The 18,689-nt window shown below is 32.4% G+C and carries 16 protein-coding genes; all 16 read right to left on the bottom strand.

Annotated features, from left to right (window positions below; genetic code table 11):
- Nucleotides 1-92: 92 nt before the first annotated feature.
- On the bottom strand, nt 93-1,394 hold the full coding sequence (locus Q0975_RS17780; protein ID WP_299439119.1) for an AMP-binding protein: 1,302 nt from the start codon (nt 1,392-1,394) through the stop codon (nt 93-95).
- 80 nt (nt 1,395-1,474) lie between these two features.
- On the bottom strand, nt 1,475-1,858 hold the full coding sequence (locus tag Q0975_RS17775) for a hypothetical protein (protein ID WP_299439117.1): 384 nt from the start codon (nt 1,856-1,858) through the stop codon (nt 1,475-1,477).
- A 238-nt stretch (nt 1,859-2,096) separates the two neighbouring features.
- The gene (locus tag Q0975_RS17770; RefSeq protein ID WP_299439115.1) at nt 2,097-3,764 is read right to left on the bottom strand and encodes a C45 family autoproteolytic acyltransferase/hydolase; all 1,668 of its coding nucleotides are present in this window, start codon (nt 3,762-3,764) and stop codon (nt 2,097-2,099) included.
- Nucleotides 3,764-5,305, bottom strand: coding sequence for an NAD(P)/FAD-dependent oxidoreductase (locus Q0975_RS17765; RefSeq protein WP_299439113.1), 1,542 nt, complete (start codon nt 5,303-5,305; stop codon nt 3,764-3,766). The genes Q0975_RS17770 and Q0975_RS17765 overlap by 1 nt, the downstream gene beginning before the upstream one ends.
- Nucleotides 5,306-5,311: 6 nt before the next feature.
- Nucleotides 5,312-8,989, bottom strand: a complete 3,678-nt coding sequence (locus Q0975_RS17760) for a 1-acyl-sn-glycerol-3-phosphate acyltransferase (RefSeq protein ID WP_299439111.1) — start codon at nt 8,987-8,989, stop codon at nt 5,312-5,314.
- Nucleotides 8,982-10,190: a DUF2062 domain-containing protein gene (locus Q0975_RS17755; protein WP_299439109.1), complete on the bottom strand. Its 1,209-nt coding sequence runs from the start codon at nt 10,188-10,190 to the stop codon at nt 8,982-8,984. Before Q0975_RS17755 ends, Q0975_RS17760 begins: the two co-directional genes overlap by 8 nt.
- A 57-nt stretch (nt 10,191-10,247) precedes the next feature.
- Nucleotides 10,248-10,688 (bottom strand): hypothetical protein, encoded by a 441-nt coding sequence (locus Q0975_RS17750; RefSeq protein ID WP_299439107.1) that lies wholly within the window; start codon nt 10,686-10,688, stop codon nt 10,248-10,250.
- A gap of 78 nt (nt 10,689-10,766) precedes the next feature.
- Entirely contained in the window at nt 10,767-13,253 is a 2,487-nt protein-coding gene (locus tag Q0975_RS17745) for a T9SS type A sorting domain-containing protein (RefSeq protein WP_299439105.1), read from the bottom strand.
- 78 nt (nt 13,254-13,331) lie between these two features.
- A complete protein-coding gene (locus Q0975_RS17740; protein WP_299439103.1) occupies nt 13,332-13,802 on the bottom strand; it encodes a hypothetical protein in 471 nt (156 codons plus the stop codon).
- 10 nt (nt 13,803-13,812) lie between these two features.
- Nucleotides 13,813-14,178, bottom strand: coding sequence for a 3-hydroxyacyl-ACP dehydratase (locus Q0975_RS17735; RefSeq protein ID WP_299439101.1), 366 nt, complete (start codon nt 14,176-14,178; stop codon nt 13,813-13,815).
- A gap of 1 nt (nt 14,179) precedes the next feature.
- Nucleotides 14,180-14,803, bottom strand: coding sequence for a hypothetical protein (locus Q0975_RS17730; protein WP_299439099.1), 624 nt, complete (start codon nt 14,801-14,803; stop codon nt 14,180-14,182).
- A complete protein-coding gene (locus Q0975_RS17725; RefSeq protein ID WP_299439097.1) occupies nt 14,784-15,413 on the bottom strand; it encodes an outer membrane lipoprotein carrier protein LolA in 630 nt (209 codons plus the stop codon). The genes Q0975_RS17730 and Q0975_RS17725 overlap by 20 nt, the downstream gene beginning before the upstream one ends.
- Nucleotides 15,406-16,179 carry a polysaccharide deacetylase family protein gene (locus tag Q0975_RS17720; protein ID WP_299439095.1) on the bottom strand — a complete coding sequence of 258 codons (774 nt, stop codon included), beginning with the start codon at nt 16,177-16,179 and terminating at the stop codon, nt 15,406-15,408. Before Q0975_RS17720 ends, Q0975_RS17725 begins: the two co-directional genes overlap by 8 nt.
- Nucleotides 16,173-17,234 (bottom strand): beta-ketoacyl synthase N-terminal-like domain-containing protein, encoded by a 1,062-nt coding sequence (locus Q0975_RS17715; RefSeq protein ID WP_299439093.1) that lies wholly within the window; start codon nt 17,232-17,234, stop codon nt 16,173-16,175. Before Q0975_RS17715 ends, Q0975_RS17720 begins: the two co-directional genes overlap by 7 nt.
- Entirely contained in the window at nt 17,234-18,430 is a 1,197-nt protein-coding gene (locus Q0975_RS17710) for a beta-ketoacyl-[acyl-carrier-protein] synthase family protein (RefSeq protein ID WP_299439091.1), read from the bottom strand. The genes Q0975_RS17715 and Q0975_RS17710 overlap by 1 nt, the downstream gene beginning before the upstream one ends.
- A gap of 1 nt (nt 18,431) precedes the next feature.
- Nucleotides 18,432-18,689 (bottom strand): phosphopantetheine-binding protein, encoded by a 258-nt coding sequence (locus Q0975_RS17705; protein ID WP_299219033.1) that lies wholly within the window; start codon nt 18,687-18,689, stop codon nt 18,432-18,434.

Below are 18,689 nucleotides of genomic sequence, written 5' to 3'. Positions count from 1 at the left end.
TAAAATTTCCCTTAAAAAATTGTAATAAATTCACAACTTTAAAAGAAAACCACCTCTTTTAATTGAAAATCAAACGAATAAAAAACCTATTTTTAAGAATTCTGAATAGTTTCTCTGGAATCTATAAAAGATATCGGTTTACGGCTCATTTCTGGAAATTTCTTAGCTTTTAATGCCGCTTTAGAATTCAGTACTAAATCCGGTACCACTCTTAAGTTTGCTCTAAAGTGCTCTCTTAGTTCTTTTTGCTGCAAAGCACTTAATGAATCAGACACATGAATTAATAACTTATCCGTTCCCAGATCACCAATAACTACTTCAATCACATACATTCCCAAACCTTCGAAACTTGTTAAGACTTCTATCACACTTTGCGGATATAAGGTAGTTCCCTTATACTTAATCATATGCTTTTTTCTACCCAAAACTGGACTTAAACGCATTGTAGTTCTCCCACAATTACATGTTTCTTTATGTGCCTGTACCATATCACCTGTAGTATATCGCAACAAAGGCATTGCTTCAATACCCAGCGTGGTAATTGCTAATTCTCCTACTTTACCTTCTTCTACAGGCTCACCTTTTTCATCCAGAATCTCTGTAATGATCAATTCAGGACGATGATGTCCGCCTTGATGCTCTTCACATTCTGTAAATGCTGTACTCATTTCTGTAGATGCATAGGTAGAATATAAATCAATATCCCACTTCTCTTTGATCTTGTTTCCTAAGGTATTTAGATTAAAATCCTGATCTCTTAAAGGTTCTCCTATACATATTGCAGCTTTTACAGAAGAGTTTCTGTAATCGATTCCGTTAGCTTCTGCGTACGAAATTAGTTTCAGTAAAAACGAAGGTACAACTACTAAATATGTTGATTGAAATCGATCTATAGAATCCCATTGTAATTCTGGTATACCCGATCCAACGCGAACCATGGCTGCTCCTAGTTTTCTGGTTCCAAGAAAATATGCGAGACCTGCCATAAATCTACGATCCAAAGTTGTTGTTAACTGAACTACATCTGTTTTAGTTACTCCTGCGGTTTCAAAAGAAATCGCTTCGTTATACCCCAATCGTTCCAAGTCTTTTTCTGTAAGCGCAAAGGTCACTGGCTTTCCTAGAGTACCGGATGTTGTAACATAATCCACAATTTCTGATTTAGATACACACAAAAAATCATCATTATATGCTTGTAAATCATCTTTGGTAGTAATCGGAAGTTTTTTAAGGTCTTCCACCTTTTTTATAGCTGATTTTGAAATGCCACGGGCAGCGAACAATCTTTTATAATATGGTGAATGTTGTGATACAAAAGCAATCAATTCCTGAAGTTTCTCATTCTGAAGGTTTGATATTTCTTGTGGTGTAGCTTTTTCTATGTTCTTGATCATGTTATATAAGTCCTATACTTATTACTATTTTCAGACCTGTCAGGTTTTTAAAACCTGACAGGTCTACATACGTAAACTGATTATTCAAAAATCAATTCATTCATCCGCTCATCAATTATGAATTTTCTTTGATTGTGAACAAATTTAAAATTTTCAACATCATTAAAAAGTTTAATTACCTTTATTCTTTCTATACCTGTCATTTTTGATGATATCAGGCTGTAATATGAAGAATATGAGTATGATTCAAAATCATTAGATAATTTATGACTTTCTGGATTAAGATGAATATAAACTATTAACGATTTTAAATATTTTTCATCCTTTATTTTTATTCTTTTAAAAGGTCTCTGAAATAAACTCCCAACTCTATCATATCTTTTATTAAAAGCTTTTGTATATGCATTGAAAAAGTTAGAAAAACTCTGTGAAGGGTTTTCAGAATCTTCTTTAATCCTAATCAATAAATGAAAATGATTTTTCAGCAAACAATAACTATAAATTCTTGCTATTGGTAAAATATGTTTTTTCAGTAGCTTCAAAAAATGGAAATAGTTACTTTCTTCGAGAAAAATATCTTGCTTATTATTTCCCGATTATAAATATGATAAAAATGATCTTTTTCTAATATTTCCAAAGTATTTCTGTTTAGACCTGTCAGGTTTTTAAAACCTGACAGGTCTATATAAGTTTTACTATATTTTATATTTTTCGTTCACATTTTCTGATATACTTCTTTATATTTTTCATATCAGGAACAGTGGTTACTTCTCTTTTTATAGCTTGTTTAAAAGCTATTAATGCCTTTTTATAATTCTTTTGTGTGTAATAATATTCACCAAGAACAAAATACGTTGCCCAATAATTAGGGTTTAAATTTTGAAATTTTGAAAGCTCCTCTTCTGATACTTTTTCTTCATTATCTGTAGCAGCTTCAATTTTTCTACTAAGCACCCTGAATGCTTCATAATTAGCATAGGTTTTAGTATGAATAAATGGATCTTCCGGCACGTTCAGAGGTTCTGAAGCAATAACCACTTCTTCTTTTTGAGCGTTTATTTTTTCAAAAACTTCATCTAAATCATAAGCTACAAATTCTCCCATCTGATATGGGTTTGTAGACACCCAAACTTTTCTTTCTTCTGGTTGAAAAACAATACCGTGATGTGCCAACATTTGATTCAGTGCTTTTTCATTACCATACCCAATAAGTTTATCCTCTAAACCATCCCTGTTTCTTAAAATCGCAACTGCTTTTTCTGGAGTCAGTTTATCATTTTCTGACAAAAGCTCTGTCATTCTCTGATATCGATACAAAGAATGACTTTCATCTATTGCTTTCTGATTACGTTTATCTTCTATATAAGAATCACTCTGAAAATGATTAGAACACACTAGTTGATTTGTATTGGGTACTTCATAAACTCCAAAGTTATTTGGAGAAACTTCTATTAATGCAGCTCTTTTATCTTTGGCACTACCAATCATAATAGATTCCGATACAAAAACGGCTCTCTTTTTTGCGATTTCTACAGCCTCTTCGATGGTAGAAGCGTATTGTAATATCTCTCTGGTTAGAATTGAAATAGGGGTCTTAGCAATGAGTGGAATTTTGGATTTACCGGCATTAATAGTAACTGTTAACCCTTCGCTATTCATTCCTGATAATGCTCCCATCATTCCTGCCCATCCATAAGTCATAAATTTATAACCTTCAGAAGGATTCATAAAAGTGATTAATTTCTCCTTAGAAAAATCATCTCCTGCATAAAAATCAAAATTTCGCCCAATTAATAATTTACCATCTACTGTTTTATCACCCCAAGCTGCAAAAGATGTACATCCTACCAACATTAAATCTTGTAATGCATGACCAATATCATGTGCTCCATGTGCATATAACATACGCACATAAGGTTCTGCAAAATCATTATAATCATTAGAGGCGTATCTAGAAACTCCGTAAATTTCTGTTTTATATTCTTCTGGAACATTTAGATGTAACTTGCGATTATACCAAGCTACAATTTTGCTTAAAAACTTAAGATATCCATCTGATGGAATCAATTCTGTAATTTTTCCTATAAAAGCATCTTCCTGAATTTTGATCAATTCTCTGCCTAAACTACCTGCAGCAATTCCTCTTTCCAAAGGTGCTCCTTCCAGATACATTTCCCATAACCCTTGCTTATTTTTACGAAGTAGATTATTATTTAATGTAAAAAACGTTTCGCTATGTTTTGTTCTGGTCGTATCTACAGTTTCAATCCCTGAAATATCAGGTCTTGCTGCTAATGATTTCTTTACTCCACAAGAAGATGATGAGATAATAAGAAATAGAAAAAATATATGATAAACAAAATTCTTCATTATGAATCAGACAGTTCTTTTTCTGCCAAGGTATCTTTAATGCTCCGTAATAAATGTTCTTTTCCAACTAGTTCTCCACAAGTAACTACAGCACTTATTGTTACTCCTAATACACCGTGCATATTTAAACCTTGACCGGTAAATAATAAATTTGGTATCCTAGTTCTGGGAGACAGGAAAGATTTCATTGGGCTTTCTGCATCCTTTGCAAAGCCATACATTGAGCCTTCATAGCAACCTATATAATCTCTATATGACAAAGGTGTCGAAGTATGCACAGATTTGATACAAGATCTAATATTAGGAAACTTTTTCTCTATTTCTTTTAGGTAAGCTTCTATTTTACGCTGCTTAAATGCTGAATAATCCTCTCCTCTATCGTTCTTTTCTGCAACCGTATTAAAAGTATCCGCCCAAGGTTTCATTTCATCAAATCGCATATACGCTATAGAAGTCAAATTCTCTGCGTATCCAGGGTTTTTAAGATCTTCATTTGTAGAAATCAAATATGCTTCCGGCCAATTTTCTTCTTTATAATTTTGCGTAGTCCATACTTTTTCTGGTGTATTCGTATGGTAATAATTTTTATTGATATAAGGGAAAGTTCCTTTTTCGAAAACAATATACAAACTGAAGGAAGATATAATACTTTCTGTATTCTGGATTCTCTTAAAATATAATTTCCTAAAGCGTTCTTTTCCTATAATCTGCAAAGTTAGCTTTGGATCAACATTAGAGACAAAATTATCCGCCATAAAGGTATCTCCTTTGGTAGTAGAAACAGATATTAATTGATCCTCTTCAAAATTGAATTTATTTACTTCCTGATACTTATAAATTTTACCTCCAAGAGCTCTAAATCTTTTTACCAATAACTTAGCAATCTGACTTCCTCCTTGCACACATCTCCAGGCACTTTCCATATAAGAATTAATGGATAAGGCATGTACATAAAAAGGCGTCTTATCAGGATCTCCTGCATACAATAAATTAGATCCTGCCAAAATTGCTCTTAGTTTTGGATCCGTTACCACACTATCTATATAATCTTTTGCTTTGAGTGTCAATAAATCCTCACCATAATATCGATCTCCTTCTTCTAAATTATATAATGGAAATCTGTAGCAAGTATCTTTCACCTTATCTACATATTCCTTAATACCTTTCTCTTCTTCTGGGAAAAACTTAACCAACTGTTTTACAAAATTATCATATCCTTGTGCGTGTGGATATTCTAGATCATCATCATCAAAAGTAATTACATCGTAAGCGTCGATATCCATTCTTTTGAGCTTAAGATCGTCCATGATACCCAGATACTTAAAGTACTGATATAGGTTCTGACCTTTATCTAGACCTCCTATGTAATGAATACCGGTATCAAATATGCTTTTATCTCTAACAAAAGTCTGTAGATTTCCTCCAAACTGGTTATTTTTCTCTAAAACACAAACCTTCTTACCCTCTTTGGCAAGAATATTTGCAGAAACCAGTCCTCCTAATCCACTCCCTATAATTATGACATCGAACTTCTCTTGCATCTACTACTATATTCTATTCAAAACTGTTAACCCAAATTCCTGAACAACTACTTTAAAAGTAGTTTTAATGGATTCAGAAAACTCTTTATTTTCAGAAAATACGATAACTCGTTTTATATCTTCTGATAGTATTTCTTTTAAGTGTTGTGGTTGTATTGGTGTGGTTGTATTTAACAAAAGTACATCAAATTTTATCGATGTCAAATCTTCATTTGACACAAATTCTACTTTGTTTCTAATTGCTGTATAACAGTTTCTTGCTACCGCTAGTTTTTCTTCATCCACAAGTATACCTTTTTGTTTGACATACGGTCTTCTAAAACTTAGATATAACGAAAATTGCCCATAATCATCACTGTATTGTAAAACACGATCCCTATGTTCTACGAAACTTGCTGCTTTATAATATTTCTCTTTATGTATCGAAAAATCCTTTTTGATCTCTTTATAACAACTTTTATATCTATAATTATTAAGTAAGGCTTTGTTATAATAATTTACACCTTCCAGATCCTTTTGCAAATCAAAATATTGTTCTTTAAAATATGCGCTTATCTTCTTTGTTCTTTCATTATACCCATCTCCAAACTCTTTATTATCAGCAGTAATTCTTGGTAAAATTTTTAGCTGGACAGCTCCATCATGGATAATGAAATCGCCTTTTGGAGATACCTGAGTATTTCCGTGAATTATCACCGGTAAAATATCTAAATTCAATTCTTGAGCAAGATAAAATGAACCTTTATGAAACCTACTCATCTTAGCAGTATCCGTTCTACTTCCTTCTGGAAACGCTATCAATGAATACCCTTGATTCACTTTTTCTCGTAAGTGCTCCACTCCTCCCTCTATACCAGAAGAAACCGGATAAAACCCTGCTAACTTAGCTGCTCTACCAAAAACAGGATTATCATACACCCAATCCTTTACTAAGTATATCAGTTTAGGATATAACATTCCTATAGAAATGATATCTAAAAATGAAGAATGGTTCGCTATGATAATACATTGTTTGCTAAAATCTTCATTTTCCGGATTATACACTCGTTTTTTCACGAAAGGATTGGAATACAAGACCGAGCCCATTAATTTAGAAGTGACCTTATGAAAAACAGCCATCTTCTTTTTCTTACTTACAGGAAACCAAGGAATAATCAAACTGCTCAGTACTGAAACAATAAATCCGCCAATAATAAAATATCCGAAGCTAAAAATGGACCAGAGTGTTTGTCGTATCCTAAGCGGTGTTAACCCTTTTTTAACGCGATTAGTAATAAACGATCTAAACAACATCGGTTGAATCGTAAATGCAACCAAAACTGCGGATAAAATCCCGATTAAAGATACTATGGATATGGAGCGAAGTGCTGGGTGTTTAGCAAATATCAATACACCCACTCCTAATATGGTCGTTATTACTGACAATAAAATAGATGTTTTATATGTAGAGAGTTCTTTTACTTCATAGGTAAACTCCTTGATAAGCCCATTGGTTATAAAGATGCTGTAGTCAACACCTAAACCAAAAATGAAAGTGGAAATGATTACATTGAAAATATTAAAATCAATCCCCAACATTTTCATTACTCCTAATGTTATTACCCAAGTAATTGCAATCGGCAATGCAGTTACCAGTGTTAACATTGGGTCTCTGTAGAAGAAGAATAACAATAATACAACCGCCACAAGAGAATATCCTATTAATGAATTAAAATCATTCTTAAGATTTCCTAATAAAGTCTCGTTTAACTGTTTTCTATCAATGACAACTGTATTCTCTATTTTACTAAGAGAAGAGTTAATTCTATCTGCCTCTTCATGCTCCACCTTTATCGCTGAAACTACTGTAGAAAAACCTTTTTCAGTTGTTATAAACTCATCAAGATATAATTCTTTAATATTTTGATATTCATTAAAAACAATAGGTTCAATTTCTGTATTTAGTGTTGTATAAAACTGAGTAAATGTTTCTTCTTTAAAACCAATAATACTTCCTTTTTCTTTTAGCAGGTTAGTTATGGAATCTTTACGCTGTCTTGTCCAGAATTCATTCCAAAGTTTTATTTTTTCGACCTGAGCTTCCTGTGATAGCACTACTCCTCCAACAGAGCTAAAATTAATAAGTTCTTTATTAGATTTCTTCTGATCTAGTGTTTCAAATAGTTTATTATTCGCGTTTAGTGCTTCATTTAGAGAAGATCCATAAGAAACCAGATAGATTGATTTTGCTTTATTATTATTTATTCTATCCAAATCTTCTTCAGCTGCTACCAATTCCTCCGGTTGATAATTCATTGTACTTAAATCTGTATTAAATCCAACTTTATGAAACAGAAACAATGCAACTATAAATACGACAGTAATAACTGAAATCAGAATTTTATTCTTATGAAAATCCGTTTGAGAAACCTTATCTATAAATGTCTTTCTTTTAGCCTTTTTACTTTCTGAAAAACGATATACTTGGGGAATAAATATCAACGCGAAAATAGATGCACCAACTACACTTATTGCAGCAAAAATTCCTAGGTCATTTAACGCTTCTGACTTCACAAAAATTAAGCACAAAAAAGCTACTGCAGTAGTCAAGCTACTCATAAGAACCGGCATAGCTACATCTTTATACAATTCTTTTACGTTATTATTGTTTCTAAAGTGTGTAAGGATATGCAAAGAATAATCCAATGTAATTCCTAATAACACAGAACCAATACCTAAAGATATAGCAGAGATTTTTCCTTTAATTAAATATAACAAAGCAATGGCCACAATCGCTCCAAACACAGTAGGTGCAAAAATAATCAGTGGTACGGTTAGTTTTCGATAGAAGAAAATCAAAATTAACAATAAGATACTCATGGCAATACTTACTGTAAGCTGTATATCTTGTTTTATTTGTTTAGCATTCGCTACTGCATACAACGTAGCTCCAAATAAAGTAGCTTCTGCTTGTTCAGAATACTTTTCGTTTAAGTGTGAAGTGATTTTTTTTAATTCTTCAATAAACAGCGTATTCTCTCCTGTTTCATTAGTCGCTAATGCAGGTGTAAGGAATAACAATAAATTCTTTCGATCTTTGGTTATTAAAAAACCATTATATAGGTCATAATTATCTCCTAACTGAAGTTGAGCAAGTTTCTTAAGTCCTTGTGGTGTTAATGCTAAAGGATCCTTTACAATATACTTTTTGGTTACCAGACCTGCCGGAGAAATCAAGGTTTTATAATTATTCTCGATAATTTTAGCAATAGAATCTGGATTGATTTTACGTTCAATACCTTTGTAATCGGCTTCTGTTAGAAAAAATGGAAGGTGTTTGTATACAAAATCATACAACTCCATTACATTATCATCTGTAACTTTACCTTGTATTTTTTTTACATACTTTGGAATATGTGTATTTATAGAATCTATGTAGGCAGCAGCATATTCTGTAAGAGCATCGGGATCTCCGTCTTTATTAGCTATATTTACTACAATCTTATCAGAAAAAGAAACTGTTTTTAGTACTTTTTGTGTAATCTCTGATTTATCACTATTAGGAATTAATCGGGTAATATCTTCCTCGAAACCAATGCGACTTGCCAAAAATGCAAATACGGCAATACAACCAATAATTATTGGCCAGGCGATTAATCTATTCTGTTTTATATATTGATATAATGAAAGAAAAAAATTATGCATCTATTGCACTCCTTTTGGATTTACGAGAGCTAAAATACAAATACGAAACGAATCCCGAAATCAATGATACCAATGTTGCCAAAATAAAACTCCCTAAAACATATTGTCCAAAACTTTTAAAGATATCAGTACCCGATTTTATATCTTCTATATTCAAAGTAGCATCCATTTCTTTTCCCATTGCCATTGCGCCAATCTGATAGCTGCCATAAATAACAAAAGGAATAAAAGGAGGAAGACTAATATTAGAAAACAAAAAAGCAATAGCTCTATTAAGTTTAAATAACACGGCCAAAGAAAGCACCAAAATAGTATGAAATCCCCAAAGTGGCGAAATTCCAATAAAAAGGCCAAGCGCAATAGCACTCGCCTTTTTTATAGGAGGGTCATCACTTCTTAATACGTTCTCTCTCCAATACTTCTTAAATCCTTTTTTTTTTATTCTACTAATAAGTCGTTTTGGTAGATAAAAAAATAAAGTAAGTGTTACTAACCAAGTATTTAATATACTTATACGCGTAAAATCTTTAAAAGGTCTAAAATGCGAAACTCTCTCTGTTTCGTCATATAATACTGCAACAGGTATATTTCTAACTTCTACATTCCTCCAAGCAAGCTTAACAATCACTTCTATCTCTAACTCAAACTTAGTTGTAAATAATTTTAGTTCGCTAATCTCTTTTATTGGATATAATCTATAACCAGATTGCGTATCTTTAAGTTTGATACCTGTTTCTATATAATACCAAAAATTAGAAAATTTATTCCCAAAACTACTTTTACCAGGTACAGATGGATCATCCATATTTCTGGAACCAATTAATAACAATGACGAATCAATATCTTTTTTCTCGAGTTCATCTAAAAAAATAGGGAGGTCGCTAGGAAAATGTTGTCCATCACTATCTATGGTTATCATATACTCATATCCTAGAAGATTAGCTTGCTTAAACCCTTCTCGCAATGCCATTCCTTTTCCTTTGTTCTCAGAAAAAGTTATAATAGTAAGTTCTCCTTGATATTTCTCTAAAATCGTAGCTGTATCATCTGTTGCACCATCATTAATAATAATAATGCGATCGGTATATTCCAGAACACCTTTTATTACTCTATCAAGAGTCTTCTGGTTATTATATGTCGGTATAAAAACACAACAATTCAGTGTTTCAAAACGATGATCATGTAATGTAGATGTAGTCACAGCGCTATTTTTTCCGTTGCAAAAATAGCATATGATATGATTAAACAGCTAGAAATACTACCTAATTCTTTTTGTTTTTTCAACAAACGATGAAATTTTGATTTGTTCTGCTTTATTATTTCTGACTATAGAAATAATAATTTCATCATTCTTAGCGGTAATCATTTGATTTTGAAGCTCATCATCTGGCCTAATATTCAAAATATAGGTGCCCTTTTCTATAATGTTCGTAATAATCAAATTAGAGCTTACAGCCATTATATCAAACCTTAATTTTTCTTTTTTGATATCCAACATAGGAAAGGTAATATCTTCTATTTGAATATTTTGACCATCTTTGGCTACTTCAAATTGTAATTTATATTGTACAAATTGATTTTCATCTGATCTTCCTGGTATTGTTATTTCTTTGACTGAAGACACTAGTATAATTTCTTCTTTACAGGACAAGAATGTACATAATAGCAAAAAAGTAATCATTAAGGATGCATATTTCATTTTTGTTTATTTCAATTTAATAAAAAAAACCGGCACAGAAAATAAATAATCTCTACCGGTTTAAAACTATTTCTTTGATTACTTTACAATAATTCTCTTCACTATTTTCTTATTATCATTTTTCAAATCAACTAGATAAATCCCAGCGCTATATGACGATAAATCAACAGTTGTAGTCGTTTCTTTTGTTTTAAAGCTTTTTACAACTCCTCCTATGATATTATAAATAGTAATATCAGATTCGCTATTAAAGTCTGCCAATTTTATGGTAAACCTTCCATTTGATGGATTAGGAAACACAGTCAACACATTACTGTCTTCAAACTCTCCTATTCCAAGTTCATTAGGGTCAATTGAGATTTCCCATATACCACGTCCATAAGTAGCGACTCTTAATTTGTTTGTACCATAATGAACTTCTAAATCATTAGCTATCACATTAGGTAAACCTTCTCCATAAACCTGCCAATCTGTACTGGAATTATTTCTATGAAACACTCCAATATCTGATCCAAGAAATAAATCTCCATCACCTCCTGTTAGGAATAAAATTTTATGCATTGGAACATTTGGTAACGTTCCTGATATGTTTGTCCAAGTAGCACCAGAATCGTTTGATTTAAAGATCTTATTACCATCATTATATCGACCATAGCAAATATAAACCTCCGTAGGATCTGTAGAATTCACAGCAATACTGGTTACTAGACCTACTGTAGGTGAAGTTAGGGTATTCCAATTTGTTCCTCCATCTGCAGTTGTATGCACACCATTTCCATCAGTTACATAGATAACCTGATTATCTGATGGTGCAATTGTAATTACAGTTGGAGCTCCTCCTGGAGAACGTAGGTTCGTCCAAATATTTCCTGAATTGGAAGAGCTATGAAGACTACCAAATCCTCCATAAATTGTATTTGGATCCGTTGGATCTATCTCCAAAGGCCAAACAAATCTTGCACCACTTGGTGTATTAAGTCTTGTTGTTTGTGTTGCCCATCCATCTGTAGTTCTTTCTACATATCCGGCTTGACTACACGTCCAAGCTACATCTGAATTACTATAATTCCATAATGCTTCAACTCCATCAGTCCCAAAGTTTCTATTAATCCAATCGGTTCCATTGTAATGTGTAATATCATTGTCCTGAGCACCAGCTAATAAGAAATCTGCGTTTTGAGGTGTTCCCGCTACTTTGTAATATTGAGTAATGGACAAACCTGAAGACAAATCTTCCCATACATCATCTGTAGTAATATCACCTTTAAACAATCCTCCATCATTAGCAGAAAAAACAATAGAATTACTACCTGGTAGCATTTCTAGATCATGATGATCAGAATGCACATAAAAAAATGGTGATCCAGGTGTCCAATATCCATCCAGATATTTTTGCCAAGTGCTACCACCATCTGTACTTCTCCATCCATCTATTCCACCGATAATAATCAAATCTTTATTATTTGGGGCTATCAATAATGTTTGATTATAACCTCCTTGTGTACTCAACGAAGAAGGTGATGCTATTGTGGACCATGAAGTACCTCCATTAGTAGACTTATAAACGGTTCTATTATTCATTCCTACCAAAAATTCTGGATCAATCGCTGTAGTCGCAATATCAAAACGTCCATCGTTAGATAAACCAGAAGACGAAGCAGTCCAATTCTCTCCATTATCAGTAGAAATATAAAAAGTGGTAGAGGTACCACCAGTAGCAAATAAAGTGGTAGAGCTACCTTCTTTATACATGATATCGTTAAAACCTGAAGCTACTGTTTTCAAATTCCAAGTTGTCCCTGCATCAGTTGATTTATAAATCCCGCTATTAGTAGTCGCAAATATTGTATCAGGTGTAGTAGGGTCTATCAACAAATGGGCTATTATTCTAGCTCCTGTTAGTTCATAATTTAATCCTGTGGTCTGCCATGATTCTCCATGATCTGTAGATTTTAGTACTCCAATAGACCTGTTCTGAAAACCATCAAAATCCCCAGTCGCCAGATACATTATATCGTTATTGGTGGGATGAAAAACAATATCAGACACTCCTAGATTTGGTATTACATCCCCTTTAGGAATCCAGTTTGCACCTGCATCATCAGATCTCCAGATACCTCCACCAGGAGAACCTACCCATATTTCATCACTATTAGTCGGATTAAAAGCAACGACATTAAGCCTTCCCATACCTGCATAAAAAGTAGTCTCAGAGTTTGGAATTACCTTAGGACCTATTAGGGTCCAACTAGCCATGTTTTCGCTTTTTTCTACAGGATTATTTTGTTGATACTTATTCCATTCGTTATACGTTATTAATGGATTAGGAAAAGTACCGTTTTCATTGATACGTCTTTCCCAAAAATAAGCCCAACGCTCAAATTGTTTGATCTTTTTTCTGTCAACTCTTTCGGTACTTTTGTTGATAGATTCATATTCTTTACGCTTTTCATCCACTACTTCAAAATAATTACTGTCGTCTTTAGAAGGTGAATTACGCCAATCTTGCGCGGTAACGATATAACAGCTCAAAACCGTTATTAAAAAAAGGGAAGTTTTTTTCATGTATGTGTTAGTTATAATTAATGCATTATAACTAAAACAGCAAAAAAGTAGAAAACCCTACTTTTATTTCAAAATAAATTATTTTTTAAAAGCATTTGAACTAGACATAAAACCTTTAATAAACTCCTTTAGTTTAGGGGATGAGACTTTTTCAATATTCTCCACTAAAAAACTTTTATCCGCATCTATATGCTTATAATATCTTGTAATTCTTGGTGCGCTGCTTTGAACACTTAACCGAATCATTCTCAATTCGATATTACTAGGATCAGATGCTATCGCAGCTTCTATTAACTTCTTTCCCTTTTTAAAAAAAGATATTTTATCTCCTCTTTTTTCAGCATAAGAAGCTTTTAGTGTTAATGCACAACCATAATAAGCTGATAACACAAGATCGTTCTGGTGGTTCGTTTTCTGAATTAATTCATAAAACTTATCCGTATTTTCCTTAGAATCTTTTGCGTATTTATATGAATTCCGCACTTCACTTATATCAACTGGATTGATATTCATAAAAATTAATCCAATAAATAATGCAAAAAACTTCATAATAATTGATTTATAATTTAACAAAAGTAACAACTACTTTTAAAGCTATAGTATCATCATATTTTACAGTACTCTTGATTTTAATTTCGTCTTCAGTATCTGTAAAGCCATTGGTTATAATCAGGTCGGGAGTTTTTTCTGGATTAATTACCGCCATAAACTTCACATTAGAGGCTTTCTTCATAAATAAAGAACATGCTGTTCTTTTTTCAGTAAGTTCCTTGATAATCTGCAAGGTACATACTCCAGGAGTTATTGGATTCCCAGGAAAATGTCCTTTAAACACCTCACTATCTGGATTTAATGTAATAGATGTAGTTTGTACGCCATCATTTACAGAATCTTCGTTAATTTTATATAAATCAGCTATTAACATGTTACTTTTTTAGAAAGTTTAATTCTATGTTTAGTTTAATATTTTTATGATCAATACTAATATTTCTAGCTATTTGGTTATCAGAAATATTATTGAAATGTATTACCACCTTTTCTTTTCTTTTAGTAGCGTGAACTATTTTATGCAATATTTGATCAGGTTGGCTATAAAAATAGTAATTACTACGTTTATCTTTTTCATTCTTAAGGACATTATAAGTATCATTATAATAACTTTCAACAACTGTTCCTTTTTCTTTAATTAATAACGAAAAATCTTTAACTAAGGTATTCAGAATAATTTTTCTATCAAGCTGTTCTACAATTGAATTAATCTTATAAGAATCCTTCTCAAATTCAATATCAAAAAACGTACTCCCAAATTGCGAGGTAAACACTATACGATGTTTTTGGGTTGCTATTTTTTTTGCAATAAGAATCCCGCTAAATTCATTTCCATAAACTGTAATATCTGCTTTATAAACATAATCTACTTCTAGATTAGAAAAGTATGGATTTTGTACAGTATCCGACAATGTAATATTAGATTCTGTGAAATTTTCTACGGTTGCGACCTTACAACCTAAAACAGAAACAAACAATATACTAATGAGCAAATACCGCATCGGGAATAGGTTTATTTACTGAGGTATTTTGAAAATTTATAAGAGTATAATCTCCTGAAGGTTCAATTAGTTTAACACTGGATACTAAATAGTTTTTTGATCCAAAACTTAAAACAATCTGCTTAAACATTTCTCTCAATGTATCATCTTTTGGAGATAACTTTGCCACGTAGACATCATTACCTTTGAAGAAACTCATGGAGAATTGAGTATCATCTAGCATATCACCACTCACACTTTTTGCTATCAAATCATTCAACTTTTTGAATATTTTGTTAGAGGCTAAATTAATATCACTCTTTTTTCCAGCATCATTAATAAACAATTTCTTATCCTTAAAAATCACACTATATTGATATGGTTTTGTATATGACCATTTGATGATATTGGGTGATTTGAAATATAAATCTCCACTACTCTCTATATCATTAGAAAGAAAATCAATATGCTTTAATTGAGTAAATGTATTAACAATTGTTTTAGACTGCTTTGCACTAGCACTTACATCATTCTTAAAAGTTTCTGTTTCTTGAGCAGAAAGCGCCACTTCTTGAGCATGTAACCAAGAAAGGTTTATAAAAAGGCAACCTAATAATAAAAATCTAAGCATACGCTTGTATTGAAAATAGTTCATCTATAGTAACGGTTGTGAAATTATTACTTTGCAAAAATAGCAACAATTGTTCCAATACTGCTACAGTAATTATTTTTGTGTCATGAAGTAGTATAACATCTCCTCCTTTTAGGTTTTTTGTAATCCTTTTTAGAATTACTTTTTCTGAAGGAATTGTAGTGTCGAATGATCGTTTATTCCATCCTATTACAGAGTGTCCAGTCTTTTTAACAGCTCTTGCTATCTTAGGATTCGTGATTCCATAAGGAGGTCTAAACAATAGTGGTTTTTTTCCTGATATTTTTTCTATAATCGTATCTGCATCTTCAATTTCTTTAGTAAACTTATCCGTACTATATATATCGATAAGCTTATCATGAGTAAAGGTGTGATTGCCAATTATATGATTTTCTTCTATAATTCTGAGTAATATATCTGGATACTTTTCAATTTGTTTTCCAATACAAAAAAAAGTTCCTTTAACATTATACGTATTTAATACTTCGAGAATCTTTAGCGTATTGGGGTCTGGACCATCATCGAAAGTAATTGCTATCTTTTTCTCTGTAAACTTTGGATTATTATTTAAGCTTTTAAGAAAATATCCTGATCGTATATTAGCAACTCCATAAGCAGTTATAAATAGCCAAAGAAAAGCTAATACAAGTAAACTCCACCAGGGAAGTTTATTGAAACTAACTGCTGCAATCATAAGAACACCAGCAATCGTAGATGTAATATTAACTATTTTTCTAATTAGCATCGTTGTAACAATGCAATACTATGATTTTTTCCAAGATATTGATTATACAAAAGTATGTTGTTATATTTCTTTGCACTAATATCATTAACTTTCAAGATAGCAGGCACTTGATTAGTTTCAAAAATTTTGCAACCAATCCAAAAACCAAAGCTAGAGGCAACATGAAAATCACCTATCAGGTGTTTATAGCATAGCTGTTCTTTATCTGAAAAAATCGAAGATTGCAAATTATTATAATAATTATCATATCCTACATCTCCATTATTACCTAAAACCACAGCATCTATATCTTCTACCGACAACCCTTGATTTAAAATAAATTTTTCGATACTCGCTTTTATTTCAAGCGGAGTTCCTTCACTTATCGTTTCTACATTAATAACTTTAGCTAGGCTTTTATCTGTTTCTGCACCCAAAACCATAAATGTAGCACCTTCACTAGCAACTGTACCTGGAGTATCTGAGTCTAGCAATTTGATTACATCAATATCATCTTCCTTAATTTGGCCATCTAATTTATGTAAAAGGGTAGAATTTTTTGCTATTTCGTCGATCCCTCCTACCAAGATATTTATTTCAGATTCTTCTGACAACATCAACTGAGCATCCATTACAGAAGTTTCAAACGAAGCCGCTCCCTGTACGTAAGTAACGTTATAGGCTTTGCATCCTAATCCCAATGCTACTTGACCTCCAACAGTATTATGTGTAGATTGAATAAATAGAGTTGGCGTTAAAAATTGTTCATCATTATTAAGAATGTTTTCCAGAAACTTCTCAGAATCCTGTTTACATCCCATTCCTGTGCCTGTAATAATAGCATCAGGCATTTCTACTCCAGAATTATTAAGAGCCATGGAAGCAGTAGTAACTCCCATTTTTACAGATTTAGACATACGTCTCATAGCCGCAGGCTTTATATATTCTTTATAGTTAGGATCATGAGATCTGAATATAGCTTCCTTGTGAGAAATTATATCCTCTAAAAAGGTATCTGGATCGGTCGTAGGTTGTGCCGAAATACTGGCAATACCATTAATAAAACAATCGCTCATTATTTTGTAAAGATTAAAGTGGAACAATTGCCTCCAAAACCAAAAGAATTTGATAAAATAGTATTTACTTCTTTGGCAACCAATTCAGTTTGTGGCACTAAAGAAAACTCTTTCATTTTAGTTTTGAAATTCAGGTTCGGAAAAATTAAATTTTCCCGAAGGGACAAAAGTGAATATACCGCTTCTACTGAACCTGCTGCAGCTAAAGTATGTCCTGTAAATGCTTTCGTTGAACTAAAAACCGGAGTATTCTCTTCTCCAAAAATTCTAGTCATAGCGACACCTTCAGACAAATCATTATTAGGCGTTGCAGTTCCGTGAGCGTTTACATAATCTATATTTTTTGCAGTCATATCGGCAACCTTCAGTGCTTTTCTCATAGCTAGATATGCTCCTTCACCATCAGATGATGAGGCTGTTTGATGATACGCATCATTTGCATTTGCCCAACCGGCAACCCGGCCCAACACTTTTTTATTTTCTTTCTTCACAATAGCATCGCTCTCCAGTACTAAATACGCAGCAGCTTCTCCTAGATTTAATCCTTTTCTGTTATCATCAAAAGGAGTACACTCAGCATCCGATAAAATCATTAAAGTCCCAAATCCATTTATAGTAAACTTAGATAACGCATCTGTCCCTCCAACAACCATTCTATCAATTTTACCTGCTTGAATCATACGAGCTCCGAGCATTATTGCATTTGCTGCAGAAGAACACGCTGTACTTATTGTAGAAACGTATCCATTAATCCCTAAATAATTAGAAATAGACAGTGTAGTAAACCCAGCATGTTGCGCCTGAATAAACCTTCTATTTTCTTCTCTTTCGGCATACTCAAGGTAATACTTTTCTGTAGTATCCATTCCACCTACACTGGTACCTGAAACAAAACCAGTTCTATATTCATTTACATCAGAAATCTGAGCATTTTGTAATGCTTCCTTTGCCGCAATAGTTCCAATCATAGCAGTTCTAGAAAAAGTATGCAAAGGTTTTAAACCCAATACTTTTTCCAAATCATTATTGGTTTTCTTAATCTCACCAACCATGATTTCTTCGCTATGACGAGTTTTCAACATCTCAATTCTGGAAATTCCATGAGATACTGACTTTAAAGCATCAAAATTTTCCTCCACCGTATTCCCGATAGAAGAAATTATTCCCATACCAGTAATGGCAATGCCTTTATTCATATTATTTTGTACGATGTTTTGAAATATAATCTGCCATAACACTAATAGACTCAAATATAGCTTTACCTTCCTTAGGATCTTTTAACTTAATTCCATAGTCTTTTTCTAATAATACAATTAACTCAAGAGCATCAATAGAATCTAACCCCAAACCATCACCAAAAAGAGGATCATTATCTCCTATTTCACTTACTTCTACATCTTCAAGACTTAGTTGCTCTATTAATTTTTCTTTTAGCTCTTCTCTTAATTCAGCCAT

The sequence above is a fragment of the uncultured Aquimarina sp. genome, from assembly GCF_947500065.1.
Taxonomy (GTDB): domain Bacteria; phylum Bacteroidota; class Bacteroidia; order Flavobacteriales; family Flavobacteriaceae; genus Aquimarina.
The sequence above is the reverse complement of the archived record's forward strand: the minus strand, read 5'-3'. Positions and strand labels throughout refer to the sequence as shown.